Source organism: Halolactibacillus sp. JCM 19043 (genome assembly GCF_001310395.1).
In the GTDB taxonomy this organism is placed as follows: domain Bacteria; phylum Bacillota; class Bacilli; order Bacillales; family Amphibacillaceae; genus Halolactibacillus; species Halolactibacillus miurensis.
In genome coordinates this window covers 22,589-47,187 of sequence record NZ_BAXD01000012.1, presented here as the reverse complement: position 1 = coordinate 47,187, position 24,599 = coordinate 22,589, and the positions used below count along the sequence as shown (strand labels likewise).

At 40.5% G+C, this 24,599-nt stretch carries 23 protein-coding genes, 1 pseudogene and 2 riboswitches; of the genes and pseudogenes, 6 read left to right on the top strand and 18 right to left on the bottom strand.

Translation table 11 applies throughout. From position 1 onward, the window contains the following. Positions 1 to 38: 38 nt before the first annotated feature. A riboswitch (PreQ1 riboswitch) is annotated at positions 39 to 83 on the top strand. Positions 84 to 91: 8 nt separating this feature from the next. After that, on the top strand, positions 92 to 586 hold the full coding sequence (locus JCM19043_RS07780) for a QueT transporter family protein (RefSeq protein ID WP_369813825.1): 495 nt from the start codon (positions 92 to 94) through the stop codon (positions 584 to 586). Between the two features lie 222 nt (positions 587 to 808). On the opposite strand, the gene JCM19043_RS07775 is transcribed toward JCM19043_RS07780, so the two are convergent. Further along, positions 809 to 1,999 carry a sensor domain-containing diguanylate cyclase gene (locus JCM19043_RS07775; protein WP_062321446.1) on the bottom strand — a complete coding sequence of 397 codons (1,191 nt, stop codon included), beginning with the start codon at positions 1,997 to 1,999 and terminating at the stop codon, positions 809 to 811. A 253-nt stretch (positions 2,000 to 2,252) separates the two neighbouring features. Continuing rightward, a riboswitch (cyclic di-GMP riboswitch) is annotated at positions 2,253 to 2,340 on the top strand. 54 nt (positions 2,341 to 2,394) lie between these two features. On the opposite strand from JCM19043_RS07775, the gene JCM19043_RS07770 reads away from it, so the two are divergent. Both JCM19043_RS07770 and JCM19043_RS07765 read left to right on the top strand, forming a co-directional pair. Then, complete coding sequence (locus JCM19043_RS07770; RefSeq protein ID WP_062321444.1) at positions 2,395 to 2,775, top strand: response regulator; 381 nt, start codon at positions 2,395 to 2,397, stop codon at positions 2,773 to 2,775. A 101-nt stretch (positions 2,776 to 2,876) separates the two neighbouring features. Next, entirely contained in the window at positions 2,877 to 5,240 is a 2,364-nt protein-coding gene (locus tag JCM19043_RS07765; RefSeq protein ID WP_062321442.1) for a bifunctional diguanylate cyclase/phosphodiesterase, read from the top strand. A 300-nt stretch (positions 5,241 to 5,540) separates the two neighbouring features. Here JCM19043_RS07765 and JCM19043_RS07760 read toward each other — a convergent pair whose 3' ends face one another. From JCM19043_RS07760 to JCM19043_RS07695, 15 genes are all read right to left on the bottom strand, one after another. Continuing rightward, entirely contained in the window at positions 5,541 to 6,107 is a 567-nt protein-coding gene (locus JCM19043_RS07760) for a hypothetical protein (protein ID WP_062321440.1), read from the bottom strand. Further along, positions 6,092 to 6,868 (bottom strand): extracellular solute-binding protein, encoded by a 777-nt coding sequence (locus JCM19043_RS07755; protein WP_062321438.1) that lies wholly within the window; start codon positions 6,866 to 6,868, stop codon positions 6,092 to 6,094. Before JCM19043_RS07755 ends, JCM19043_RS07760 begins: the two co-directional genes overlap by 16 nt. 290 nt (positions 6,869 to 7,158) lie before the next feature. Continuing rightward, positions 7,159 to 7,920 carry a carbohydrate ABC transporter permease gene (locus JCM19043_RS07750; RefSeq protein WP_197274785.1) on the bottom strand — a complete coding sequence of 254 codons (762 nt, stop codon included), beginning with the start codon at positions 7,918 to 7,920 and terminating at the stop codon, positions 7,159 to 7,161. A gap of 13 nt (positions 7,921 to 7,933) precedes the next feature. After that, positions 7,934 to 8,785 carry a carbohydrate ABC transporter permease gene (locus JCM19043_RS07745; protein ID WP_062321435.1) on the bottom strand — a complete coding sequence of 284 codons (852 nt, stop codon included), beginning with the start codon at positions 8,783 to 8,785 and terminating at the stop codon, positions 7,934 to 7,936. Beyond that, positions 8,782 to 10,758 (bottom strand): DUF5696 domain-containing protein, encoded by a 1,977-nt coding sequence (locus tag JCM19043_RS07740; RefSeq protein ID WP_062321433.1) that lies wholly within the window; start codon positions 10,756 to 10,758, stop codon positions 8,782 to 8,784. The genes JCM19043_RS07745 and JCM19043_RS07740 overlap by 4 nt, the downstream gene beginning before the upstream one ends. 81 nt (positions 10,759 to 10,839) lie before the next feature. Next, positions 10,840 to 11,151: a hypothetical protein gene (locus JCM19043_RS07735; protein ID WP_062321431.1), complete on the bottom strand. Its 312-nt coding sequence runs from the start codon at positions 11,149 to 11,151 to the stop codon at positions 10,840 to 10,842. Further along, positions 11,138 to 11,797 carry a YIP1 family protein gene (locus JCM19043_RS07730; protein WP_231631458.1) on the bottom strand — a complete coding sequence of 220 codons (660 nt, stop codon included), beginning with the start codon at positions 11,795 to 11,797 and terminating at the stop codon, positions 11,138 to 11,140. Before JCM19043_RS07730 ends, JCM19043_RS07735 begins: the two co-directional genes overlap by 14 nt. Positions 11,798 to 11,825: 28 nt before the next feature. After that, complete coding sequence (locus JCM19043_RS07725; protein ID WP_062321427.1) at positions 11,826 to 12,152, bottom strand: tetratricopeptide repeat protein; 327 nt, start codon at positions 12,150 to 12,152, stop codon at positions 11,826 to 11,828. After that, positions 12,122 to 13,168 carry a hypothetical protein gene (locus tag JCM19043_RS07720; protein ID WP_062321425.1) on the bottom strand — a complete coding sequence of 349 codons (1,047 nt, stop codon included), beginning with the start codon at positions 13,166 to 13,168 and terminating at the stop codon, positions 12,122 to 12,124. Before JCM19043_RS07720 ends, JCM19043_RS07725 begins: the two co-directional genes overlap by 31 nt. 14 nt (positions 13,169 to 13,182) lie before the next feature. Beyond that, complete coding sequence (locus JCM19043_RS17525; RefSeq protein WP_231631457.1) at positions 13,183 to 13,647, bottom strand: carbohydrate ABC transporter permease; 465 nt, start codon at positions 13,645 to 13,647, stop codon at positions 13,183 to 13,185. Further along, positions 13,647 to 14,051 carry a hypothetical protein gene (locus JCM19043_RS17520; protein ID WP_231631456.1) on the bottom strand — a complete coding sequence of 135 codons (405 nt, stop codon included), beginning with the start codon at positions 14,049 to 14,051 and terminating at the stop codon, positions 13,647 to 13,649. Before JCM19043_RS17520 ends, JCM19043_RS17525 begins: the two co-directional genes overlap by 1 nt. Before the next feature lie 15 nt (positions 14,052 to 14,066). Next, complete coding sequence (locus JCM19043_RS07710; protein ID WP_062321422.1) at positions 14,067 to 14,948, bottom strand: carbohydrate ABC transporter permease; 882 nt, start codon at positions 14,946 to 14,948, stop codon at positions 14,067 to 14,069. 18 nt (positions 14,949 to 14,966) lie between these two features. Further along, a complete protein-coding gene (locus JCM19043_RS07705) occupies positions 14,967 to 15,353 on the bottom strand; it encodes a hypothetical protein (protein ID WP_156321365.1) in 387 nt (128 codons plus the stop codon). Further along, positions 15,350 to 15,778, bottom strand: coding sequence for a hypothetical protein (locus JCM19043_RS07700; protein ID WP_062321418.1), 429 nt, complete (start codon positions 15,776 to 15,778; stop codon positions 15,350 to 15,352). The genes JCM19043_RS07705 and JCM19043_RS07700 overlap by 4 nt, the downstream gene beginning before the upstream one ends. 2 nt (positions 15,779 to 15,780) lie before the next feature. Then, positions 15,781 to 17,889, bottom strand: a complete 2,109-nt coding sequence (locus tag JCM19043_RS07695; protein ID WP_082394479.1) for an extracellular solute-binding protein — start codon at positions 17,887 to 17,889, stop codon at positions 15,781 to 15,783. Positions 17,890 to 18,142: 253 nt separating this feature from the next. On the opposite strand from JCM19043_RS07695, the gene JCM19043_RS07690 reads away from it, so the two are divergent. After that, positions 18,143 to 19,045, top strand: coding sequence for a transcriptional regulator (locus JCM19043_RS07690; RefSeq protein WP_062321413.1), 903 nt, complete (start codon positions 18,143 to 18,145; stop codon positions 19,043 to 19,045). 178 nt (positions 19,046 to 19,223) lie between these two features. Here the strand turns inward: JCM19043_RS07690 and JCM19043_RS07685 are convergent, their stop codons facing one another. Next, complete coding sequence (locus tag JCM19043_RS07685; protein WP_062321411.1) at positions 19,224 to 19,499, bottom strand: AbrB/MazE/SpoVT family DNA-binding domain-containing protein; 276 nt, start codon at positions 19,497 to 19,499, stop codon at positions 19,224 to 19,226. 274 nt (positions 19,500 to 19,773) lie between these two features. Here JCM19043_RS07685 and JCM19043_RS07680 point away from each other — a divergent pair, with 274 nt between their 5' ends. Together JCM19043_RS07680 and JCM19043_RS07675 are read left to right on the top strand one after the other, a co-directional pair. Further along, positions 19,774 to 20,472, top strand: coding sequence for a TetR/AcrR family transcriptional regulator (locus JCM19043_RS07680; protein WP_231631455.1), 699 nt, complete (start codon positions 19,774 to 19,776; stop codon positions 20,470 to 20,472). A gap of 183 nt (positions 20,473 to 20,655) precedes the next feature. Continuing rightward, positions 20,656 to 22,584, top strand: coding sequence for a CocE/NonD family hydrolase (locus tag JCM19043_RS07675; protein WP_369813826.1), 1,929 nt, complete (start codon positions 20,656 to 20,658; stop codon positions 22,582 to 22,584). A gap of 90 nt (positions 22,585 to 22,674) precedes the next feature. Here JCM19043_RS07675 and JCM19043_RS07670 read toward each other — a convergent pair. Beyond that, positions 22,675 to 24,368 (bottom strand): annotated as a pseudogene (locus JCM19043_RS07670) (FAD-dependent oxidoreductase). Positions 24,369 to 24,599 lie beyond the last annotated feature (231 nt).

Here is a 24,599-nt window from a genome sequence, read left to right as displayed (position 1 = left end):
CGTGAATCCGATATAATAGGAACGTTGCACAAAAATGTGTACACGTGGTTCGCAATCATCCCACGTAAAAAAACTAGCAGGAGGAATAAAAATGTTGAAAACAAAATCTTTAGTCACCAATGCGGTGATCGCAGCTCTTTATATAGCGATCTCGCTCGTACTCGAACCACTCAGTTTCATGAGTGTTCAGTTTCGTGTACCAGAAATGTTTAACCATTTGGTCATCTTTAGTCCAAGATACTTTTTTGGGATTGTTATGGGGGTTTTTATCACCAACCTCTTTAGCCCACTTGGCGTGTATGACCTGTTCTTTGGCGTGGGTCATTCCATCATATCACTCGGCTTACTCATTCTCATTCGCCGTTCAGTGAAAAACGTGAAAGCTTTGCTTGTCATTAATACGGTGATTTTTACTGCGACGATGGCGATTATCGCGCTTGAGTTATATCTCGCACTAGAATTACCTTTCTGGGCTACTTATTTAACGACAGCCCTTGGCGAATTTGGTGTAATGGCGATTGGTGCACCAGTGATGTACACCTTAAATAAATCACTAAACTTCAACAAAATTATCGAACAACCCTAATGATTGCCTTGTTTCTATAATAGAAATGAAGATTGGCTTGATGATGATCATAAAACCATCCGTTTTTTAAGTTAAAGCGGGTGGTTTTTACTGTTTATAAACAAAAAAAGCCTCCCCTGGCACAATACCATCACCGATCACCTCTTGTTAATCGGATGACGACATGTTAAGTACCTAGGGAGACTTCTTTAATGATTATACAATTTTTTTCAATGGGACCACTTAATTGCTGTTAAAAAACAAGGCATTAATCCACTTTTGAAAAATCCCCTCGTCTTCTGGTTCTAAATCTTCTAACCCTTCGTGATACACCTGGTAATGATTTTTCCCATCATGCTTAGCCGCATACATCGCCTGGTCTGCCCGGCGAATGAGAGCTTCTTTCGTTTCACCATGTTCAGGATATAGACTGATGCCAATGCTGGCGGACACTTTTAGTTCATGTGATCGAATAAATACCGGTGATTGTAAGCTGTCAAGAATGCGTTCGGCAATGGTTTCGATTTCTTGTTGTTCTGTCTCTTCAAACACAACGATAAACTCATCTCCACCGAAACGCGCAATCAAGTCTTCTTCCCTGACACAGTCATCCAGTCGCTTAGTAATCTCGACGAGATACAAATCACCCACCTCATGGCCAAGTTCGTCATTAATCGCTTTAAAATCATCTAAATCTAAAAACATCATAGAGAATGGATGACCGTGACGTTTAGAGCGTGCGAGGGCTTTTTTAATATGACGATCCAACATTTTACGATTCGGTAAATCCGTTAAATCATCAAAATACGCCATTTTTCTTAACTGATGTTCTAACGTTTTTTGTGCCGTCACATCAACAAACTTCCCGTAAATTTTAATAATCCTACCTTTGTCATCGGCGATCGGCTTGGCGATTTTTTGAATCCACTTCTCTCCCTCGGTCGGATGAGTGATCCGGAAAGTGTGATCAACACTGACGCCTTGAAATAATAACCGGTGATGGTCGACAACATCAGCTAAGTCATCTGGATGAACAAGCTGATGCCATAAGCGCCCATCTTGGTTAAACTGTGCTTGCGTATAACCAAATAACCCTTCGACACCAAGCGAGTAGTAAAACGCGAGTTGTTTAACATCTTCAATATAAAGCGTTGCCCCGTCAAACGCATCAAAGAAAGCTTCATACTCCGCTTTATCGCGTTCTGCTTCTGATAAAGTTTCCCTTAAGAGAGCAACATCGTTCGTTTTTGCACTAAGGGCTTGACTCATGTCATCGATCTGCTTCGTCTTTTCACGGTGATAATAACCGCTTAAACCCAAAACAATGAGTGATAGTATCACGGTGACAATTGATGATATAAATGTTGATATCGCGATGAAACAAACTAACCCGATGATACTTTTGTAAGCGTATTGATTTAACCATGGTTTCATGATGTCTATCTCCTTCATCGTATATAAAATGAACAGGTTAAATAAGAAAAGTTTCCTTTCTTTTCTCTCTTTCTTTTGTCAATATTAAAATTTTATCAGCAAATAATGAAAATGCAAACAAAATCGTTAAAAAAGTCCCCATTATTTTAAAGATTATTCTTTTTAGCCGTTTGGATCACAATAAGCCCTTTCATCCCATTTACAATTGTGTTTAAACTCGCTACAATAGGGAACGTTAAAAGTATAAACATCCATACGATAACGGCAAAATATTTGAAAAAGTATGACGCAAAGCTACGGATCTAAGGAGTCTCCCACTCTATGACCGCCGAGCTACCTATGGAATGGTAGGATGATTTATCTTTTGAATCACATTATCGGAAGAAGGGATTCAAATGCCAACGATTTTAATCGTTGATGACTCTCGTTTTATGCGACAATGGCTAAGGCGAATCATTCAACAACAGAAAGCGTACACCATCATTGAAGCTAGTAACGGAAACGCAGCCGTTCAACTATACAAAGACAATCATCCCGATCTTGTCTTAATGGATATGATCATGCCACAGATGACAGGACTCGTTGCTTTACAAGCCATCATTGATTATGACCCTAAGGCAAAAGTAATGATGTGTTCCTCTATGGGGACAAAACAGCACGTACGAGAGGCCCTTCATATCGGTGCTAAAGACTTTGTCGTTAAGCCCTTTTTTGATGCCCTCCCGAACGGGTTCATAAACTTCTTTATCACTCAAGTCATTAATTTTTTCCACTAATCGCTAAGATTAGTGGTTTTTTACACATAACAATTAGTCATATCCACCTATCTGTAGTATACTTATACGTAACTATTCTAACGAGATGCGAGGTGATACCCATGCCGAGTCAACGTTTTCACTCCCTTACTAAACATGAACTGTTAGCGCTTTATGATTTAAAAGATTTTGCGATTATTATTTTTGACGAGACACTCACTTTAACATCTATTTCACATACAAGTCCACCAATTAAACAGTGGTTCTTAAAACATAACCTGTCGAGCCCTATCCATATTCAGGAGGTGCTTGACTTAAATGATACGGCTTACGATATGTTAACGACTTCTCTACATACAGATGGTAAGTACACCTTAACAGCTCCAGCCATACATGAACATGACACATGGGTGACGGTTCAATTGGAAACGGTCCAATTAAAAAATACCGTCGCTATTATCGGTACTTTCCATCTCTATCAAGACGTGATGACACTTCATTCACTCGCTAAAAATGTGCTCTATCACGAAACACCTAACGGTGTATTCACTTTGAATAATGAGGGTCACTTGATTTATGCGAATGCGATTTCGAAAGAACTTTTTCATCATACCGACGCATCAAGTGAAGGGTTACATTTTCTTGATATCATTAGTACCAAGGACCATAAAAAAGCACAGTTAGCTTTTAATAAAGTGATAAGTGGTAATACAACGGAACTTGAATTAACTGGTCTTACGAAAGACCACCAACAAAAACAGCTGCACATAAAAGCCATGCCACTGTCAAAACACGGTGAGATCTATGGTATCGTTGGACTGTTACGTGATACGACCGAAACGTATCGTATGAAAGAGCGATTAAAACAGTCAGAAGTCGAGTACCAATCGTTGTTTAAAGAAAACGTGGATGCGGTGATGACCTTTGACTTAGACGGACATTTTACTGCCTTAAATGAAGCTACCACTAAACTCACCGGTTATCACCGAAGCGATTTACTTGGTCGAACATTTAACTTTCTTATTGAACCAGACTTACTTGCCCGAACACTCACGAACTTCCATGCGACCGCAAACGGTCACTCGATTGAATATGAAACAGTCATTCAAACAAAACAAGGCACAAAACGGACGTTGAATATCACCTTGATTCCGATGGTGATTGATGATCATGTGCACGGCATTAACTGTATCGCTAAAGACGTGAGCGAAAAGAAACGTCTGAATGAAGAGTTACGTTATTTCGCCTATCATGATCATTTAACGGGGTTAAAAAATCAAATCGCTCTCTCCAAAGATATTGATCAACTCATTAATGATCCTATCATCACATCCTTTGGGCTTTTGTTCATTGATTTGGATCGCTTTAAACTGATTAATGACACCCTCGGTCATGCGAAGGGTGATGAGTTATTAAAGAAAATCGCGAAGCGGATTCTCACGACTCAAGTAGACATGCGCCAATTTTACCGCTATGGTGGTGATGAATTTATTATTGTCTATCAAAACGCACACATAAAAGATGTCGAGCGCTATGCGAACGAGTTGATTCACTTAATGAGTCAGCCGTATGTGATTGATGGCATTGATATCGTCAACACACCCACCATCGGTGTGAGCTTTTATCCAGACGATGCATTAACTTCTGAACAACTCGTGAAAAAAGCTGATCAAGCGATGTATCATGCCAAAAATATTGAACGGGGCACGGTTCAGTTCTATCAAACGAATCTTCCCGTTCAAATGGAAGGGATATTAGAAATAGAATCATCTTTGCGTAAAGCGATTGAACACGATGAGTTTGTCTTACATTATCAACCACAAATCGAAACAAAAACAGGTGTCATCCACGGGGCGGAAGCTCTTATTCGCTGGGAATCACCAACACGTGGATTAATTCCACCGAACGTCTTTATTCCACTGGCGGAAGAAACAGGACTGATTATCCCAATTGGGGAATGGGTGATTGAAGAAGTTGCCCGAACGATCCGTTCATTAAAAAAAGCTGACATTATCCTTCCCATCAGTATAAACTTATCTATTCGTCAGTTTTACCAGCGTAACCTTGTCGAACGGATAGAAACAATTTTAAAACGTTACGACGTGGACCCTTCACTGATTACGATTGAAATTACTGAATCGATGGCGATGGATGCCGCAACGGCCCTTGTGATTTTACAAGAGTTAAAAGCGCTTGGTGTAAAGATTGCCATTGATGATTTTGGGACTGGTTATAGTTCATTAAATTACTTGAAGCAATTTCCGATTGATTATTTAAAAATTGATCAGTCGTTTATCTTTGATATTTTAGATGACCGTGACGACCGGGATATTACTGATTCGATTATTTTACTTGGTCATCGTCTCAATATGTCACTTGTCGCTGAAGGCGTCGAGACCAAAGCCCATGTTGAATTATTACGCGGGATGCACTGTGATATACTGCAAGGCTATTACTTTAGTAAGCCAGTACCTAAAGATGCCTGATCGACTTTATCACAACCTATGAACACACTTAACCATCCCCCTCTTTTTTTATCATTTTAAACGATTTTAAAAGCACTGCCTGAGTCATCAGACAGTGCTTTTTGTTTGGGTTATTTTAAGCTTTTTCTGTCATTGTTTTTTAACGTGCTACTCGATCTTAATAGAAGAGTTCATCAAGTGCTTGTTGGTGATATTGATTGATTTTTTCTGTTAAGTCAGCAGAAATATCATATGGATTCACATCACCATTAATTGCTGCAGCTTCAATATCTCCATATTCACCACCGAAGTAAACTTCATCTAAGAACGTTTGGAATCCTGCATCGCCGCGCCACCTAATGGAACCGGTGATTTCGCACGTGCTAAGAAATCATCATAATATTGTTCTTCAGGAAGTAATTGACGTAAGCGATCCCATGTTGCGGCATCATCAACGATTGGTAAGCCGTCTGGATGAGTAAATACTTTCGTACCGTCTTCTCGCGTTAACGTTTCAAATGCTTCTAACTTCGCATCCCAACCTTCTAGACCCCAACCGAAGAATTTAAGTAATTCATAAGCTTCACGTGGGTGTTCTGTCGCGGCTGAAATCGAACCAAAGTCAACAAAGGCTGGTTTGTTTTCTGTTGAAGCTTCGTCACCTTTTGGCACAACGTAAGGGACCCATTTGATCCCTTTATCGACAAACTCATCTGTCTTAAAGAGGTCCACTGTCCACCATGCATCCATTTGCATCGCTACGCGACCTGATGAGGCAGCCCATAGTAAACGGTCACCAAAAGCAGCTTCTGCTTCATCTGTATCAAAGAATGGCGAGTGGTTACCATTACGCACAAGTTCAGCATGGAGCGCTAAAGAATCATCCACCAACCAGTGAGGTCATACTTTTCTCCGTCCCAACCAAATTCACCAATATTGTCACCGTTCACAATCGGTCCCATTGTGACAAGTTTAGTGAAAGTATTGTATCCAAAGATGCCTTCTTCAGGCACGGTCATTGTTTTAATTAAGTCAATCATTTCATTCCATGTCCAATCCGGTGATGGCATCTCAACGTTTTGTGCTTTGAAGAGATTTTCATCTAAGAAGATTGTGTACGGTAAGTAACCGGCAGGTGCGGCCATTTTACGTTCACCATCAAAATATCCTTGATCTTTCAATGTATCTAAGATCATATCACTTTCTGGATCACTTTCAAATAACTCAGTAAAGTCACCTAACCACATGTTTCTAATGGGCACATCGACGTTACCTAAGTACCAGAACACATCTGGTAAGTCACCTGTTGATGCGAGGTTTGTTAAATGGTCATTCCAACCTTCTTGTTCAAGTTGATGCAATTCTACTGTGATGTTTGGATATTTTTCCATAAACTTCTCAGCTAAGAATTGTTGCAGTTCAAAGTTTTGCCATGACGCATACGTTAACGTAATGTCCTCTTCTGTCATTGGCGGTAAGCCAGCTGGTTCATCTGTTCCTTCATCGTTACCTTCATCACTGCCACCATCTGTTTCAGCATTCGAATCGTTACCACCATCATCGGCAGCACCATCATCTCCACACCCTGAAACTACTAACACTAAAGCCATCAATACCGACAAGATCAAAAGCCATGATTTTCTCGTCATTTTTACTTCCCCCATTCTTTAATGGAATTTAATTTATATCACAGGGCGAAATTATTCGCCCGTAATACCAGTGTTGTCGACACTTTCAACGAAGTATCGCTGTAAAAAGAAATACGTAATAAGGAGTGGTAAAATGCTGACCATCGTACCGGCCATCTTAATCCCCTCATTAATCTTGTTTGGTCCTGCTTCTGTGGCAGGATAGAGTGTTTCATAGTTTTGACTAAACGACTGTAACTGTAATAAAATCGTCGTTATATCTGTGCTCGAACTCGTTAAATACAGCGAGGTTAAATACGTTTCATTCCAATACCAGACAAATGAGAATAAGAACGAGACGATAAAGCTGGTACAGCCATTGGAATCGCAATTTTAAAGAAGTTAGTAAATTGACTCGCCCCGTCAACTTCAGCCGCTTCATAGAGCGACTTCGGTGTTTGTTTAAAGAACTGATAAAAAATCAGAATGAAAATGGTACTGTTTAACCCTTGCCCAAGTCCGGCGGGAATAATAAAGGCTAAGATTGAACCCGTTAAACCTAAATCACTAAATAACCGGTAAGTCGGCATCATGGTAATTTGCGGCGGGACGATAAAGCTAAAAATCATCAGTCCAAACCAAAACTTTTTAAGCGGAAAGTCAAAACGACTAAATCCGTATCCAACAAGGGACGCAATCATCACTTGTAAGATGGTTGGAAACAGCGCAATCTGTAAACTTCCAAGTAAAGCCGGTCTAACGTTTAAGACTTCATACGCTTGTTTATAGTTAGTCATGTAGACGCTGGAAGGAATCCAGTTAATCGCCGTATCAAGTAAATCATTTAATGACTTCATACTCGTCACAAACATATAGAGAATCGGATATAAGTACACAAAGCCAATCCCAAGCAGTAACGTATAAATCACAAATTTTAGTAAGAAACCTTTACGATCATTAAACCCGAGGAAGAAGTGTTCCATTCTCAGTTTAATTAAGCGCAGTTTTTGTTTGGTGTTTAGTGTGTCATTCTTAAGAATAGTGACAACACTGGTTGCGTTTTTTGCTGACAAGTGAATCTCCTCCTCACGCTCGTGTTGATTTCTTTTCTCTAAAGACTAAGAATATAATCAGTAACATTAACGCAATAATCACCGCATACATCCAAGCCATCGCAGAAGCAAAGCCATACCCTCTTGTTGCATTAAACATATTGGCATAAATCAAATCAATGATCGGATTCTGCCCACTGTTCGCCAGTGAAATAAGTGTATACACAAGATTAATTAATATAATCGGCTTGATTGTTGGTAAGGTAATCTTCCAGAAACATTCCCAACTCGAGCCCCCATCGATCTTCGCTGCTTCATAAAGATTCGGATCGATTTTTTGTAGCGAGGCTAAGAATAACAGAATCTGTACTCCTGAATACCAAAGAATCGTAATGATTTGATTAAACAAGTTACCAACGACTTCCGCAAAGAAGTTTGGTAAGAAACTTGTTAGAATGCTCATAATCACGTCTTGGTCTAACATCGGTATCGCAGTAGCTCCCTGATCAACCAGTTGGTTGATCACCGGGCCACTAGCGACAATAACCGGTAAGAAAAAGATGGTTCTAAATAGTCCTTTAAATTTCACGTCTTGATTCAGTAACATCGCAATGACTAACGCAAAGACGACGATGACAGGAATCCGAATCAATGTATCCACACCAAAGCTAAATAATTCCGTAATGAAAAACATATCTTGTAGCCACACATCACGGTAGTTATTAAAGCCGACATAAATGAACTTTAATCCGAGTGGGGTAATTCGCATATTGTTGAGACTATAGTAGAAACTTTGAATCATTGGGTACAAGACTAAGACTAAAAACCCGACGAGCCAAGGTAAAATAAAGAGATACCCATAAATTGTTTCACGTTTTAATTTCATTGTCCTGTCACCACCTTGTAACTCATTGCTTCAATCGTTTCTGATCCACTGTTTAAGGTTTGATCCGCATAGTTCACATAAACAATGGTGCCGTTATCATACGTCACTGTTGTTAATTTACCTTCACGTGTGTAATCATCAATCATCGCGCCACTTGTCGCGTCATGTACCGCACTTAATTCATCATAATAGTGTTCAATCGTTTCTTTATAACGATCATACTGCGAACTATAAATCCATGATGAATTTGTATTAATCAATGCTTGCGGTGACTCTGCCGTTAATAAGAAAGATGGATTCAAGCCTTGTTCAACTAACTGTAAGAAGAATTCATCTTGATTCGCTTGGAAGTTAACATACTCTGAGTAGAGCGGCATCGTTCCACTTAACACGAGTGACAAGAACGGGATATCTTCGTCTGTGAACACATAGTTTGACGATTGGACCGGTGTATTCATAAACGCATCCGTGCTACCCCACAGGTAACTAAACGGTTGATCTAATACTAAGTCAAGTGATGCACTATAATCTTCTACAACCGGTTGATACGTATTTTTCGTCGTCATTCGGTCGAATTCTTTGCTGCCTTCACTGTAGCTAAATAATGTATGGGTAATGCCTGACAACATCACACCGCTTAATTCTTGATCAAGATAATCCTCTTTTAAATCGGTTAGTAAGTCAGCACTTGTTTCTGGATGTAAGTAATGGAAGATATCGTACACATTGCCGTAGACTTCTTCTTCATACCGACGTTTATTGAATTTACGCATGACTTTAAGCTGCGTATTTGACAACTCTTCTGTATTAATGCGTAACCCGTCGTGTTTCAAGTACAACGCAATCCCTTTATCCTCGAGTGATTGCTGAAAGGCGGTAAGTGATAGATCATCATCTAACGCATTGTTTGCTGCTACATGTCGAATCGGTAAGCCGCCATAAGGGCCACCGTCTTGCCAACCAGTAAAGACAGACATCAATTGATCGCGACCGTTCGCCTGAATATCTGAAAGAATCTCTTCTGCCTGTTTAAACGTCGTCATCGGAATGGTTTTCTTAAACAGTAAGCCGTCTTCAAGTTCGGCACCTAAAAAATCGGTACGCAGTTTAAAGTCACTTTCTGTCACGTTAAGTAAATCATTTTCTAGTAAATACTCACGGTATTCTTTCGCCAGTCCGACATAATCAGCCGCATCACCAGAGACAAAATTAAAATGCACTTTAACATTAAAGTCATTACGCGTCCGTTGACGGACGACCATCGTCCCCGACTCTTGTGAAGTCGGTTGGTTGTAGACTTGACGGTAAATGAATTTTGACGTGATCCAGTTGTACGGTAAAATGGCGCCGTTTGGATAACTTTCAAGCTTGGCACTATATTGACCTTCTTCAATAATGCCGATATAACCCATTTCAGTATCGGTGTGTACCATACCATAAACTGGCATCAAGATTTTTTCGGTATCGTTAAATGGGTTCATCCCATTAAAGAGCGATAACACAAACGGATCGTCTATTCCCACATTTTCACCATAAATCATTTTTGAGTACGGTTGAGAGAACTTTCCGTTGTTATCATCCAAGTGAATCAGCGCCCCGGAACCATCCGGAATCATCATGTATCCTTCACGTTCTCCGAGAAGACTAGACCCTAGAAACGGATACACATAGATACTTGAGATTTTATATTGATCGGAAGACTCAGTAATGGATTCTTTCGGAATATCAACGGTAATACCTTTATCTGTTAAGGTAACTGACACGTCAAAACCAATCTCTAAATCAGGGTAATCTACTGAAGCCGTAAAGCCATCGGCCCTTGTTTCAACTGTTTTCTCTGGATTTTCAGAGTACATGTCGGCTTGATAAACGACAATGTTTGTCCCAACTAAATACTCCATGACGATGCCGGACTTCATAAAGTTCGTCCAAGACTCATTCCCACCAATGGGTTCTTCTACGGTTGAGTACATCACCGCACCTGTTTGTTTGTCTCTTAAAATAACCGAGAGATTTTCTTTCTTTTAAATACAATTCATAGTAATTATTTTCTGTTAAGACTGATGTCCTTGAATCGTTGCTTGTTTTTTTTCGTAAACATGTTGAAGTTCTTTTACTTCATCCAGTTCCTCATCATCCACCTCAACAGCAGGTGGTGGCGTATTTTCTCCTGGCGGTGCTGGTTCTTCTGTCGGTGCTTCTGTATCAGGTTCAGCAACAGGTGGTACACCAGGGGACGCGACATCCCCACCCGGCGCATCACTTGAGAGGAAGGTGTACAGTAACCCGCCGAAAATGACGAGAAACAACACGAGCTTGATGATTGTTTTTATTTTCATTTCTTTTAAACGTTTACCTATTTTCAAAGCGATACACCCCCTCATTAAAGACTGACACGACGAACTGAATCATTTGGACAACAAGGATATAAATGATAAACAGTGAGAGCAACGTAATGATCATCATAAAGATCGTAATAAAGATAATCTTAATCGTTTCTCTAATCGTATAGTCATTCATTTCTTTAATCATCATAAAGATTAATACCGCGACCCACGCATAAATGAGCGTGTTAGCTAAGCTAAGTAAATACTGTTCATTCAAGGTTAAGACATTGCTGATCAAAATCGTCCACGGTTTGAATAAGAAGTATGGCATAAAGCTATAAACAAAACCGATAAAGACGTGTTTGAATTTCCCTTCCCCGTCATTGATTGTTGTAATTAAATAATTCGATCCAACAACGAGTGCAAACAATCCAAAGAATAGAGCAGTATCCATCCCTAATGCATATTCACCTTCGATAACATTACGGAAAATAAACCCAGTATAGTAACGATCGATAATATATATCACATAAAGAATGATTAACCAAAAGCTGGCCGAGAACACACTCCCTTTATTTTCATACTGAATACTATAAAGTGTATCTAAAGGATGTTTGATCATATGGCGAATAAACGCGACATCTTGGAAGAATTTCAATCGATACTTTTGTGTTAACTTATCCAACAATGTTTTCACAGTTTTCGTCTTACATTCAAAGTATCCATAGACTTTGACGAGAACAACGATCAGACAATGATAAAATCAAGGTCATAATATGTTCTCTCATCCATAAATTCCGCACTTCCCAAAAAGCATTACTGTAACCGGTAATATACTTAGCCTGACGGAAAGCGGTCAGCGCTTCACTGTATTGTTCTTCTTTATACAAAGCTTCGCCAAGTCCCTGATAGGCAAAGTCAAACAAACCATTTAACCGAATAACTTCTTCCCACGGACCTTTACTCGCTTCATAATCCCCGTTTTGATATAAGTACAAGGCTTCATGAACTAAGTCCGCAAATTCCGTCGGTCTAAACAATTGAATTTGATTACGATCACTATCAAGGCATAAAGATGGTCATTGTCATCCACCGCAAGGGCTGATAAGCGTCTGAATAAACCGACGCGCTGCCGACCATCATCTTGGCCACCAAAAACAAAGAGTAAATTTCCTTCGGATGTGTATTCATAAATAAAGCCATCTTCAGCCCCAACAAAGATATTTTCTAGACTGCCGATTTCAACTGAGACCGGAAAATCATCTTGGACCCGTGTGTCAAGAATATTACGTCCGGCGACGTTTAATTTACGCAAGGCTTGTACACGCTCACCTTGTGAGACATTGTAGACGAGGCCTTTCTCATCGATGTTAATATTTGTTGATGTGGACGGGACAACATCTAACATTTTATCTAACTGTTCTTCTGTAAAGATTAATTTTCTAAAGGCGGTTAGCGGGGAGACCGCTGTGGCATTCGGTGCATAGTACCCTAAAAATTGACCCGTATTCGCATTAATTTGAATGATCCCATTCGCATTTCCGCGTGAAATAATATAGACATTATCACGCCGGTCAACGGCAACTTTTTGCGGAACAAAGTTTGCTGTTTCACCGAATAGAATCCCTTCTGGTCGACCAAATTCATTGACGAGTTCACCGTTTTCAGTAAAGACAAACACTTTCATTTTGTTTTCGTCTGCGACATACACGAGGTCATCATGCGAAATAAATAACCCGGTCGGTTTTTGTAAAACATCTTCACCGAACGCACGAACAAACTCACCTGATTTGGTACCGACTAATATTCGGCCATTACCGGTATCGGCGACGTAGATAAAACCACTTCGACTAATTTTCATATCTTGTGCTTGTGTAAATAACTCATCACCAAACCGCACGATTGTTTCACTCACGGTATAGGCTGTTTGCGTTTCAACATAACGACCGTATCCGTCTTCGGTGAATGTTTTATAAGCTGTATTCGCCTGTAAAACATCAGCTGATTGAATGAAAACAATGAGACTAAGGAGAATGAGCGCTACTATCTTTTTCATCGTCATCATCTCCTTTATTTTAGTCCTGAGTGCGCCATCGTGTTCATAACCTTACTTTGTAAGAACACAAAGAGAATGAGGTTTGGAACAAACATAATCATCGAAGCAACAGCTGCCATCCCTTGACCAACGACCACGTTTGTCTGTGCCGCTAGCGTATTCATGAAAAAGGCCAGTGTCCGCATATTTTCACTTGTCGTATAAAGATTTGATGTCTCCATATCGTTCCATACAAGTTGAAAGGCTAAAATCGCCGCTGTAGCGATGGCCGGCTTAATCAATGGTAAGATGACGCGCCAGTAAATTTTAAAATCGGTGGCCCCGTCAATAACCGCCGCTTCAATCAATGAATCTGGGATTTGATCAATAAATTGTTTGATCAAAAACAATCCGACCGGCATCGCGACAAGTGGTAACACATGTGCAAAATACGTATCTTCAATGCCAATCGTTGTGACAGTTAGAAAACGCGGAATCATCACGCAATCGGCACAAACATGAGCGCCGTGTTATTCACTTCTAACAACATCTTCTTCCCGCGAAACTGTTTTTTTGATAACGCGTAACCCGCAAGGGTTGATAGTGCCAGTGATAAAAACACGACAATGACGGTAACAAAAAGACTGTTAAACACATAACGTGACAACGGAATGCCAGACTGTTCAGCGAGTTGTGCCAAGTTTTGAAAGTTTTCCAAGGTTGGATTACTTACAAAGAACCTTGGTGGGAATGCATATAATTCATCGAGCGGTTTAAAGGCATGATTAAAGATAAATATAATCGGCAAGGCCATAAAAATCGCAAAAGGTACTAAGAATATATAGAACTTCAATTGACTGACGTCAAATTTTTGTGGGTTAATCCCACTGCTTTTAAATGCCATACTATCCTTCCTTTCCTATGCCTCACTAAAGAGTTTTTTCGAGATGGTCGCAAACAGATAAATGATGAGTAAGAGCACGACCGATAAGGCAGCCGCATAACCCATTTCAAATCGAATGAAACCATAATCTTCAATGTGGTTAACCATTAACTGACCGGCATAAGACGGTGTTGGATTGGCGCCCGTCAACTGGACCCCAATCGCACCAGCATTAAATGTACCAACGATCGCCATCACTGCCCCAAACAACATTTGCGGTTTCATCGATGGAATCGTAATATAAATGAGTTCTTGAAAACGATTTTTAATCCCATCAATCGCCCCTGCTTCATATAAGGTTTGATCAATGTTTAAGACACCGGACATCATCGCTAAGAATCCGACACCCATACTACTCCACAAAGCAACGACAATCATAATGACTAAAATATAACGGGTGTCTTGTAACCAAATAATCGGTTCATTAATGACACCTAACGTCATTAAAATATGATTCGCATAGCCTGATTGGTTCCCACTAAAAATGACCCGCCAAACAACAGCCATCGCAATCCCCGCCGTCATAGATGGCGAGTAAAAAATAAGCGCAAATACTGTCCGTGGTAATTTCGGCAATTGGGCTAACACCCAGGCAAGGAGGAACGATAAAATGTAGCCGCCAGGCCCGACAATCACCGCAAATAAAATCGTATTAGGAAGCACATACTGCATAAAGATTTCATCTTGTGTTAATAAGTTAATGTAATTCATAAACCCTACAAAATTAGGTGTTTCAATCGTGTTAAAGTTCGTAAACGATAGAAAGATCGCCATCACAACTGGCACGACAATAAACAAAGTAAATAGTGTAAGGTAAGGTGCTAAAAATAGATAGGGACTTTTTTTATTTCCTTTCATATCTTAGATCCTCCTCCCTTAGTCTCGAATCGAAAGTTCTGGATTGGGATAAGGTTCAACAATAACCCCATCCACCATAAAGCCGAACTCCTCGAGTTTTCTTTCTGTTTCACGATTTACCCGTTTACTCGCAAGGTCGATCGCGGTTCTTAAATTCTCACCATCAAGAACGATGGCATTGTAAGCATTACTTAGTTCACGTTCGAGTAAATAACTACCTGGTACACGTGGTACTTCGGCAATCCACTCGGCTTGGTCTAAAATCACTTGTTTATGATCATGTTTCCACGGCAATTCTTGATAAGCTGAAAGATTCGCTGTATTCCACATATATTCTGGTCCGTAAGTGGTCTGAAGCGTATTACCAAAGGCGACTTGCGTATCCGCATTTGCCCACCATTTCATAAAGGCCCAGGCGTCATCAGTTTTTCCAGTATCTTTAAACATGATGTTACTTTCAGCGCCACCCGTTGACCAGCGCTCGATGTCACCCGATTCATTTTCAATTCCCGGAATAAGGCAATATCCCAGACGTTCTTAATTTCTGGTGCCGCATTTAAAATTAAGTTATACATATAGTAATCACTGATCCCAATCGGAATTGAACCATCTCTAAACTGTTGATAAAAACTTGGCACATCATACGGGACGTTATAAATGGTAAACATTTCGGTTAATAAGCGTACCCCTTCAATCGTTTGGTTATTATTCAATTCCGTTCTGTGAATCGTATCACCATAGAGTTGTCCACCGCTTTGATAGATGAGCGGCATTGTTCCCGCAAAGATTTTCATCCCCGGCATACCGGCCGTTGGATAGAAGAAGTTCATGCCTAAACGTTGCAGTCTGGTAAGTACGAACGTACGTCACTAATCGTATTTGGAATCGGTAAGCCCATGTCTGATAAAATATCTTCCCGGTAGAACATGACCCAGAAGTTCATTGTATCTGGAAGCGCATAAACCCCACCTTGAATTGTCGCTGGGACAAGCATACCTGGCGCAAAATCACTGGCCACGTCCTCGTAACCTTCTAACTGCGATAAATCTTCTAGTGCCCCGCGGATCCCTATTTCAAATGGTAACGCGTAGTTCACACCAAGCGCGACATCTGGTGCTTCACCTGCGGCATTAGCCAAGATGAGTTTATTTTGGTCAGGCATCATCGATAGGTCAACTTTCACACCGGTTTCTGATGTGAATGTTTCATCAATCAGTCGCTGCATAATTTCTACATATTGACGCGGACGATTGACCCATACTTGTAAGTTTTCATCATCTGTATTTGATACGTCATAGTCTTGTTCCCCAAAGGTATTCACAAATCGTTTAATACTGCCCCATGTTTTTTCAAACCACGAAGCCGATTGAGGTATCTCAACATCTTCTTGATAGAAGTAGAAACGATCAATGCCCATTCCGTTGTTATTCATCTCTTGCATCAAGTTTCCTAAGTAAGCGGTCACCGAGTTTGTTCCGGTGGCGAGCTCACCTTTTCGTTGAGCGAGTTCTCTTGGGTTAGCGATGAGACTTCTTAATTGTTCTTCTGCTACGCGTAAACCACTAAAGGCACCGACCTCTCCTGATGACGGGTTATACGACTTCATCTCTTCGTATAGGTTATTCATCCGATCAGCCCAGTCAGTCATTAATTCAAACACACCAGGAATGTAGTCATTAACATCAATATCACGGAACCGGTCAACATCTGGTCCGACGAGATTGGTGAGTTCTAATGATAACGCTTGAATTTCACGCGTAAGTTTCTCAATTTCTTCAAGCGCTGATTTAATCGGCGCAATCGAAATTTGAAAACTGACATCATTGACGCCTTCTTCTAAGTACACCGTTAACAACTCATCCGCATCATCGACTAATGAGACATGTTGATAATTATTTTGATAAAAGAACGGATAATCTTTTAGTAACTCATGTGGGAATTCACCGTTAATCTGAATATTCATGAATACGGGAAAGTCCGCTTTTGCATCTTGTTGATAATTTAGTCCTAGATGATAAAACCCTGCTTCTTCAACCTCAACTTTGTAGTGAATCGTATCACCCGGTGTTTTAAATGAATCCGGATCGATATGATTTAGCACCCGTTTATCGCTGCTATAAGGAATTAAATTAACATTATAAGAACTGTTAGCACGTATAGCCGAATTGTTGCGTAAGTCAAGTTCATTGGCCGCTTCTACTTCGATAAAAGCATCACCTGTGACCGTCCCTCGTTCATACGATGGGACTTCTATTTGACTACTGATTTCAACTGATTTAATTAACAGGTTCCCCTCTGAAATGGTTAAAGCTAAATCATTGTTACCTCGTTCAAGTTTTACCATTAATGGTAAACTTGTCCGATAACTTGAATCAATCACGTATTTCATTTGCCAATCCTCGTATTTCATTGGCTGTGGAATAATCTCATTCCCGTATTTATCAAGTGGAATCTCCTCTGGATTTTTCCAGCCGTGTTCAAAAATAAGATTTTGCATTTCATAAAAGGGTGTCTCACCATTGACTGTCATCGAGAGCTGCGTAGGTAACACATTCTCTCCCTTAATTTTGTATTCGAAACCGATAATATAATACGCGGTTTCTGGTACGTCAACGGTCAGGGTACCGGTCTGGTCTTGATCAATAAAAATCACCGGTTCACCTTCGTAAGTGTCTTGTTGCTCACTGTTAAGCGCACTGACGTCATCAATGATAATTGGTGCCCCGCTATAATGCTCGCTTTCCGTTCCTTCTATATAACGGCTATAACGACCTTCTCTTACATCTTCTGTGATTAACGACTCCGCCGACGCGTCCCCCTCAGCTTCTACATGATGGATCGGTTGTAGTAAACCAAGGCCTAACCACACCATCAAGACACTACTGATGATGACACGGCTATCTCTTCTTCTTTTCAAAACCATCACCTCTAACTCATTCATAGTCTTTTACGATAATTCCGATAGGTTATCCGTATCTTTTTTTTCTATCGCTTATTCACTTATAAATATATACGTATATGTAAGCGGTGTCAATGATATATTAATAAATTATCTTAATTTTTTTTGATTTTAATTAACCTTTATGTTAATATGTTGGTGAAATAACTTATATAAAGTACACAATCACCCCATATTCAATTTTTTTATGTTAACTCACTTATTAACTAACTAAAAACGTAAGGAGAATAATTCTATGCAGGCTCAAATTGATTCCACCTCTTTACCGCTGTATGAAGCGCTGGCCAGTGAGGTTCGTTTAAACATTATTCGCTACTTATCCGAACAGCAACTGAATATTAAACAACTTGCCGAACGCTTAGACCTATCAAGTGCCATCGTTACCCGTCACGTCAGTAAGCTCGAAGAAGCTGGCCTTATCCGGACGGAAAAAACCAAAGGGAAATCAGGCATTCAAAAAATCTCAACGCTTGTCGTTGAGGATATTTATATTAGTTTCCCTAAGAAAGTGCAGGCCGCTTATGCTACCCATGTTGTCTCAGTCCCGGTCGGACACTTTACTGATTTTAACGTCTCACCGTCATGTGGTCTTGCCTCTACAAAAGACTTCATCGGACCGGTTGATCAACCGAAATACTTTTTATCACCGGACCGAATGGATGCGGGAATCCTTTGGTTCACCAAAGGTTTTGTTGAATACAAACTACCGAATTATTTAGAAGCGCATCAATCGCTCCAACAAATTGATATTTCATTTGAAATATCGTCTGAGTTTCCATTCGCTAATCCGCACTGGCCAAGTGATATTACTTTTTCACTAAACGGCATTGAACTAGGTGAATGGCAAAGTCCCGGTGACTTTAATGATGAACGCGGCCGACTGACACCAGACTGGTGGCCAGAGACAATTAATCAATATGGTTTACTGAAAACGTTACGGATTACCTCACACGGGACGTATATTGACGGAGATCCGATTTCTGAGATTACCACCAAAGCTTTTATGGACATCTCCGATGCGTGGTCCTTAAAATTCGAAGTCAAAGAAGAGGCGAATCACGTGGGTGGGTTAACGTTGTTCGGGAAATCTTTTGGTCATTTTGAACAAGATATCGTTGTTAAAACCTATTATCTCTAAAGAAAAACGATTAATCGGGCAACTTGTCTATACTTGTACGGTTAAGTCCTCCTAATAAAGTTGACTATGATGCTCGGTCCATACTACCCTATTCAAATCGTGACTGAGACGAAGGAAAATAATCCACTAAAAAACGTACAGCGAGTCGATCGCGGTACGTTTTTCTCATTGTTAAAGGTTACTCAAAATAGTCATTCAGTTCATTTTTAAATTGACGAATGCCCTCATCACTTAAGATCACTTTGCCATCAAAGAACACATGATTATCTTCGCTTACTTCGCCGGTAATCATACATTGCTTCGTTGGTTTGTATTTACTTAAGATCACACGTTCACCATCAATAAAAATTTCTAGCGGATCTTTCGGCTCAATATCCAACGACCGTCTTAATTCTTTTGGTAAAACAATTCGACCTAAATGGTCTGTCTTACGGACAATACCTGTACTTTTCACATCGATCACTCCACTTCTTTTGTTTGTTTTTCATATGTTTGAGCATTTTTTAACAATGTTTACAGTTAGTTTTTCCCTTTTCCTCATTTTTAAAACCTTTATCTCAAATTTAAGATATTTTTTTATTTTTTGCTTTTTCTATCTCTCCTATATCGTTTCATTCATGACTTATCCTAACTGGACACGCGCGCCTTGATGGGATAGTCTATCTATGTTACAGTTATTTTATGAACATGTTCATAAAACAAACACGTTTTTTAGGAGTGGATGGCAGGTGGATAAAAAAGCACTACAAAGAAAACGCATGTGGCAATATTTCATTGATGCGGCTGTCGATATTATTGAAGAGGATGGATTAGAATCATTAACGATCCGTAGAGTCGCTGATTTGGCTGGTTATACGTCATCTACAGCTTATAACTACTTCGATGATTTAAGTCATCTGAAGTTTTTTGCGTCACTTAAATTTACTAAGCCTTATATTGATGACATTCCAAACTACATTAATAAGAAACAACCGACACTCATCCAATGGCTTGGGTTATGGGAATGCTTTTTAAAGCATAGTTTTAATGACCCTCACATTTATTACATGGTCTTTGTCGGAGATTTAGGCGACACAGCAAAAGATTTATTTAAAAAATATTACACAATGTACCCAGAAGAACTTCTGGCTGTGCCAGATGAATTAAAGGGCATTCTTCAAGAAGAAAGCTTTTCAAAACGTAGTGCCGACTTTTTATCAAAAAGCGTGACCGAAGGCTATCTAGATGAAGCAGACCTCTCCACACTGACAGAAGTGACGCATATGATTTGGGTAGGAGCTCTTGTTCATTATTTAAATCATCGGCGCAGTTGGACAAAAGACGATGCGATTCACTATGTTTACCGTGAGGTTGAAAATGTGGTTATGCGCTACGTTAAAGAGGAGAAAAGAACAAAACTAAAAAAACAGCTGCTGAAGAAAAAATAAAACAAAACTAAGTGATACCGCTCATATAAGTGAGCAATACAATAGAGATAAAGGATGAGAGAACATGGTTTTTAACATACAAGATTCAGACACACGACGGGTAAAGACAGATTTTGACCGCAAGGTCAAAAAACTGGAGCACGTCAAAATTCCTATGCCTGACGGTAAAACACTAAGGCCCATATTTGGTTACCTGAGGACGCTTTAGAAAATCCAGTACCCGCCTTATTAGAATACTTACCGTATCGTAAGAATGATTTTACCGCGATTCGCGACTCGGCTCGGCACCCTTATTTTGCGGGCCATGGTTACGCCAGCATTCGCGTCGATATTCGTGGGTCAGGTGACTCGGATGGGATTTTACTTGATGAGTACTTAAAACAAGAACAAGACGACGCGCTTTCAGTTATTGACTGGATCACCAGTCAACCGTGGTCGACTGGTCGTGTCGGTATGTTCGGAAAGTCTTGGGGCGGCTTTAATAGTTTACAAGTCGCCGCACGTGAACATCCAGCCTTACAAGCCATTATTACTTTATGTTCGACAGACGATCGTTACCAAGATGACGTCCATTACCGCGGGGGCAATATTTTAGCTTCTGATATGTTGTGGTGGGCATCAACAATGTTTACGTATAACGCTCGCCCGCAAGATCCATCAGTCGTTGGTGACTCGTGGCGTGACAACTGGCTACAACGTGTAATGGAAACACCGCCGTTTGCGATTGAATGGTTATCTCACCAACGACGTGATGATTACTGGAAACATGGGTCGATTAATGAAGATTACAGTAAAGTGAATATCCCTGTCTTTGCGGTCGGTGGTTGGCAAGACGCTTATACGGACGCGATTTTTAGAATGGTGGAACATTTGCCAAACGCCAAAGGCTTGATTGGTCCATGGGCTCATGAATACCCAGAAGTCGCAACACCAGAGCCGACGATTGGTTTTCTTCAAGAAGCCGTTCGCTTCTTTGATCATTGGTTAAAAGACACAGATACCGGTATGTATGAGGAACCAAAATTTCAAGCTTGGATTCAAGAACCTGAAAAGCCTCAAGTGACTTACGATAAAAGACCAGGTCGGTGGATTGGGATGGATCACTGGCCAAGTGAGGACGTTACCAGTGAGAAATGGTATCCGAATAAGCAGTCGCTTACCGAGGCAATGAAAGACACCAACACTATACTTATACCAAGTGTTCAAGAACATGGATTTTATGCGGGGACGTTTTGTCCATTCGGTCAGCCTGGGGACTTACCCGCTGACCAACGTCTAGAAAACGGTAAAGCGGTTGTTTTTACATCTGACGCTTTGACAGAAGATCGTGATTACTTCGGTGAACCTGTCTTTCATGCGCGACTATCAACCGATCAAGACAATGCAATGGTCGTTGTCCGTCTGATGGATAAAGCACCGACCGGTGAGTCCACGTTAATAAGCTGGGGCATGTTGAACCTCAATCACTATAAATCGCATGAACACCCAGAAGCACTTGTTCCAGGAAACATCTATGACGTGAAGGTTAAACTGGATAGTCTTGGACAGAGGTTAACGAAAGGTCATCGATTAGAAGTTGCGATTGCACCAACCTACTGGACTAAAGCTTGGCCATCGCAAAAACCAGTGAATTTAACCCTTCATACAGGGATGGGTACGTATCTCGACCTGCCTGTTAGACAGCCGAATGAAAGAGACGAGGACGTGCGGGTGTTTGATATGGCAGAAACCGCCTCTATTATTGAGCGAGAAGTCTTGCGCAAAGAAGAGCGGTCATTCGATATCGTTCATCGTCCCATTGATTCAACGTGGCAAGTGATTGATTATTCTGATGAGGGTAGCCGTAAGCTCATGCACAATGGCGTTGAACACGGGAGTATTAATAAAAATATCTACTCTATTAAAGAGAATAATCCGCTCTCAGCGACCGCTGAATGTTACTGGGAATTAACGGTTGGTAGAGATGCGTGGCAGACGAAGGTTGAAACGTACAGTAAAATGACGTCAGATGAAGAAAACTTCTATTTAACCCATACCATTAAAGCCTTTGAACACGACCAAGAGGTCGCTTCAAACAAGTGGGAGCACACAATTCCTCGTGACTATAATTAAATTTAAAAAACCGCTAAGGCGAGTCGACTGACTGCCCTTAGCGGTTTTGTTGTTCTTTCATCTTGATCTGATATTATTTTTTAACTGATATTAATTAAAGTTATAAGCGGTCACAATTGGCGTACGGCCTTCTACTTGGTCGTTAAAGTATTCATAGAGGCATGTGCCGAGGAACGAACCTGCCACGTTATAAACATTTTCATAACCTAAGTTTGAAGCGCTTGAACCATATTGTAAGAGCGTTGCCCTGAACGACAGTGCACATATACAGGCACATCCGTTGGAATCTCATCTAAACGTTCACGGAACTGGCTTAATGGTATATTGACCGCATTGGTAAAGTGACCCCGCTTGAATTCACCCGGTTCACGTGCATCAATAATGTGGGCGTTTGATTCTACAAGTTCACGCATCTGGGTTACTTGTACTTGTTTGATGACGCCGTTAAGGACGTTTAAGCCGTTTAAAGCGGCCATGTTGACAACATCTTTAGCGGTACCAAACACTGGCGAGTAACAAAGTTCAAGCTCTTTTAAATCTTCTAAAGTTGCGTTCATCATAATCATGGACGCAATCACGTCAATACGCTTATCGACATTACCGCGGCCAATCGCTTGCGCTCCCAAAACGCGACCGGTTGGCTTTTCAAAGATTAACTTAAAGTAAACCGGGTGACTGTTTGGCATGATGCCTACTTTATCCGTCGGAATTACATAGCTAAAGTCAAAGTCAAAACCTTGCGCTTCAGCTAGACGCGCATTTAGACCGGTTGATGCAGCATTCATGTCAAATACTTGGATCGCACTTGAACCGATGACACCTGTGTTACGGTGTGGAATATTATACATATGGTCAGCCGCTGCGCGTGCTTGACGTTGCGCTGGTCCCGCAAGAGCTAAGCGAGTTTTTTGACCGGTTAGTTTATGATGGACTTCAATCGCATCACCGACCGCATAAATATCTTTATTTGATGTAAGGTAGTTGTGATCGACTTTAATACCACCAGTCACACCAATGTCAAGACCTGCTTCTTTTGCGAGTGTTGTCTCTGGACGGACACCAATCGCCATCACGACCGCTTGAGCTTTGATTGTCTTACCTGATTGTAACACGATGTGGTCGTCTTTGACTGATTCAATCCCGTCACTTAAGACAAGGCCCATGCCTTTATCGACCATTTCTTTATGAAGAATTTGAACCATATCGTAATCAAAGGGTGCCATCACTTGGTTTTGCGCTTCTACAAGTGTTACATGCTTACCTGCGTGTACTAAGTTTTCAGCGACTTCAATACCGATAAAACCACCACCAATAACGACAACATCTTCGACCGTGTCTTTTGACACGAATGTATTTAATTTTTCAATATCAACGACGTTACGTACGCTAAAGACATGCGGTGAATCAATCCCATCAAGTGGTGGCATAATAGGATTTGCCCCTGGAGATAAGACGAGCTTATCATAGGCTTCATCATGTGTCTCATCTGTTTCTAAATTTTTAACCGTAATCGTCTTGTCATCTTTATTGACTTTTATCACTTCTGTTCTGACGCGTGCTTCGATTTTATATTGTTTACGGAAGACTTCCGGATTCATTAATACTAATGTTTCACTGTTTTCAATTTCACCACTTAAGTGGTATGGTAATGCACAGTTTGAAAAGGATACGTGCGGTCCACGCTCAAACATGATCACCTCTGCTTCTTCATCTAAACGACGAACTCGTGCAGCAACAGATGCCCCACCTGCGACACCACCGACAACTAATACTCTTTTACCCATAATTTCTTTCCCCTTTCGAATGTTAAGACCTGTGTATTTTTCAACAAACTTATATAAGTGATATTGTTCACAATAATTATTATACCACTAGGGGTATGTTGAGTCAAGAGTTACCTTGCACTCTTTCTTGCCTCTCTGTTAGTATGAATTAACTTTCCCGTTATTTAGCTGAAACAAAGGGCGATTGAGATCTCGTTAGTTAAAATGAAGTAGCGATAAAAGGGAGAAAAA

Coding starts and splice junctions, on each gene's coding strand:
- JCM19043_RS17520 (WP_231631456.1), bottom strand. CDS start 14,051: ATGGCATTTAAAAGCAGTGGGATTAACCCACAAAAATTTGACGTCAGT.
- JCM19043_RS07775 (WP_062321446.1), bottom strand. CDS start 1,999: ATGAAACCATGGTTAAATCAATACGCTTACAAAAGTATCATCGGGTTA.
- JCM19043_RS07710 (WP_062321422.1), bottom strand. CDS start 14,948: ATGAAAGGAAATAAAAAAAGTCCCTATCTATTTTTAGCACCTTACCTT.
- JCM19043_RS07690 (WP_062321413.1), top strand. CDS start 18,143: ATGCAGGCTCAAATTGATTCCACCTCTTTACCGCTGTATGAAGCGCTG.
- JCM19043_RS07755 (WP_062321438.1), bottom strand. CDS start 6,868: ATGACGAGAAAATCATGGCTTTTGATCTTGTCGGTATTGATGGCTTTA.
- JCM19043_RS07740 (WP_062321433.1), bottom strand. CDS start 10,758: ATGTACTCAACCGTAGAAGAACCCATTGGTGGGAATGAGTCTTGGACG.
- JCM19043_RS07780 (WP_369813825.1), top strand. CDS start 92: ATGTTGAAAACAAAATCTTTAGTCACCAATGCGGTGATCGCAGCTCTT.
- JCM19043_RS07700 (WP_062321418.1), bottom strand. CDS start 15,778: ATGAACTTCTTCTATCCAACGGCCGGTATGCCGGGGATGAAAATCTTT.
- JCM19043_RS07765 (WP_062321442.1), top strand. CDS start 2,877: ATGCCGAGTCAACGTTTTCACTCCCTTACTAAACATGAACTGTTAGCG.
- JCM19043_RS07695 (WP_082394479.1), bottom strand. CDS start 17,889: ATGAATGAGTTAGAGGTGATGGTTTTGAAAAGAAGAAGAGATAGCCGT.
- JCM19043_RS17525 (WP_231631457.1), bottom strand. CDS start 13,647: ATGATTCCGCGTTTTCTAACTGTCACAACGATTGGCATTGAAGATACG.
- JCM19043_RS07745 (WP_062321435.1), bottom strand. CDS start 8,785: ATGAAATTAAAACGTGAAACAATTTATGGGTATCTCTTTATTTTACCT.
- JCM19043_RS07770 (WP_062321444.1), top strand. CDS start 2,395: ATGCCAACGATTTTAATCGTTGATGACTCTCGTTTTATGCGACAATGG.
- JCM19043_RS07720 (WP_062321425.1), bottom strand. CDS start 13,168: ATGAAAAAGATAGTAGCGCTCATTCTCCTTAGTCTCATTGTTTTCATT.
- JCM19043_RS07705 (WP_156321365.1), bottom strand. CDS start 15,353: ATGAAATGGTGGGCAAATGCGGATACGCAAGTCGCCTTTGGTAATACG.